2 protein-coding genes are annotated in these 2,496 nt (G+C 35.7%); one reads left to right on the plus strand and one right to left on the minus strand.

The genetic code is table 11. The features are described from left to right. A partial coding sequence (locus CI949_RS19790) for a transposase (protein ID WP_290769627.1) occupies window positions 1-404 on the plus strand: 404 nt, incomplete at its 5' end. 103 nt (window positions 405-507) lie between these two features. Here CI949_RS19790 and typA read toward each other — a convergent pair. Further along, complete coding sequence (gene typA, locus CI949_RS19795; protein ID WP_133529664.1) at window positions 508-2,319, minus strand: translational GTPase TypA; 1,812 nt, start codon at window positions 2,317-2,319, stop codon at window positions 508-510. Window positions 2,320-2,496: the final 177 nt, after the last annotated feature.

Below are 2,496 nucleotides of genomic sequence, written 5' to 3' on the forward strand. Positions count from 1 at the left end.
AAAAGAAACATACAGATGAAATAGTTACAGATTTAAAGAAAATTTACAAAGCTCCCAGCAGAGAGTATGCAGAGCAGGCCTTAAATGATCTCAGCTCAAAGTGGGATAAGATCTATCCTCACTTAGCTCAAAGCTGGTTTGAAGATAAAGATGAATTATTTGCTTTCTATAAATATCCAGATAGTATTCAGAAATCAATTTATACAACTAATTGGATTGAAAGAGCCAATAAAGAAATCAGAAAAAGACTTAAAACAATGAACAGTTTACCAAATGAAAAAGCAGCAGAAAAAATACTATATCTTAAGATTTTAGACTACAATTCTAAGTGGTCAGAAAGAAGATTAAAAGGATTTTTAGCTGCTCGAGAAAACTTAATTCAACTATTTGAAGAAAGATATTAATTTATTTACACAAAATACTTGACGTTACCTGGATTTTTAATATTATTTGTTATTTTAATCAAAAAAACGGCCAGAATTATTTCCGGCCGCAAAATTAATTATTTTATTTAGATTTACTGTTTCTAAGTCTCATTTTTTCATTTAAAATTTTCTTGCGCAATCTAATTGCCGCTGGAGTAATTTCCACCAGTTCATCATCTTCAATAAACTCTAAAGCCTGCTCTAAAGTAAACTTTTTAGGTGGTGCCAGGTTAATTGAATCATCAGAACCAGAAGCTCTAACATTTGTCAGCTTCTTATTTTTACAGGCATTTACCGCCAGATCATTGTCCCGACTGTGCAGACCAATAATCATACCTTCGTAAACTTTTGTACCTGGTTCAATAAACATTTCTCCTCTGGCTTCCAGATTAGAAAGTGCATATCCCATAGCAGTTCCCTGCTGATTAGAAACTAAAACTCCGTTTTTTCGTCTGGGAACTTCACCTTTAAAAGGCTCATAACTGTCAAAAGAACGAATAAGAGTACCTTCCCCACTGGTATCATTGATAAATTCACTTCTGAAACCAATTAAACCTCTGGTTGGAACTAAATACTCTAAATGAACATAATCTCCTTCTGGCAGCATGGACTGCATAAGACCTTTGCGCTGATTCAATTTGTTAATTACAGTTCCAGAATATTTTTCCGGCAGCTCAACCATTACTTTTTCTACTGGTTCATGTTTTTTTCCGTCAATTTCTTTCATTAATACTTCCGGTTTAGAAACAGAAAGCTCATAGCCTTCACGACGCATATTTTCCAGTAGAATTGAAAGATGCAGTTCTCCCCGACCGGAAACTTTAAAAGCCTCTGTGTTTTCAGCTTTTTCAACTCTAAGACCAACATTAACCTCTAATTCTCTTTCCAGCCTTGCTTTAAGATGACGGGTAGTTAGATACTCACCTTCCAGGCCGGCAAAAGGAGAATCATTTACCAAAAAATACATAGCCAGAGTTGGCTCAGCGATTTCAATCATCGGCAGTGGATCAACTTTGCCGGGATCACAGACTGTCTCTCCAATTGAGATATCCGGAATACCTGCAATAGAAACAATTTCTCCACTGCGGGCTTTATCAATAGCATTCTGATTTAACCCCTCATAAACTGAAAGTTTGGTTATTTTCCCTTTTTCAATTGAACCATCCCTTTTGGAAACTTCAACCTGCTGTCCATCTTTAATGGTACCACTATAAACACGACCAATACCAATTCTTCCTAGATAATCATCATAGGCCAGATCATAAACCTGCATCTGAAGTGGCTCCTGATCTAAATCTGGATAGGAATCTACACTATCAATAATTGTTTCAAAAAGCGGATCTAAATTATCACTCTCATGATCAAGTTCATAGAAAGCCTTGCCTTCAACTGCGATTCCATAAATCACAGGAAATTCTAACTGATCGTCATCTGCTGATAGTTCAATAAAAAGATCAATTATCTCATCATGAACCTCTTCGGCTCGCTGATTATTTTTATCAATCTTATTAATGAAAACAATCGGCTTAATACCTTTTTCCAGAGATTTTTTGAGCACAAATCTGGTCTGAGGCATTGGACCTTCAGAAGCATCTACAATTAAAATGGCCGAATCCACTGCCTTGATAACCCGCTCCACCTCTGAAGAAAAATCAGCATGACCGGGAGTATCCACAATATTTATTTTGACACCATTATGCTCAATGGCACAGTTTTTAGAATATATTGTAATACCTCGCTCACGCTCAAGATCATTACTGTCCATTATACAGTCCACAACTTCTTCGTTTTCTCTAAAGACTCCACTCTGATTTAAAAAAGCATCGACCAGAGTTGATTTACCTGCGTCAACATGAGCAATAACTGCCAGATTTATTATTTCTCTTTTATCCACACTAAAAACCCTTTCTCTTATAAACTCAAACTTCGCACTTGTAAAAGTGCTTTTGCACCTTGAAATTTCAATATTTTCTAGCAAAAAAATAGCATGAAACCCCCGTTTTTGGTATAATTGAATAGCAACAAACAAAAAACCATAACGGAGGTTCATGCTATGAAAATTATACCACAA

Source organism: Halanaerobium sp., assembly GCF_003070835.1.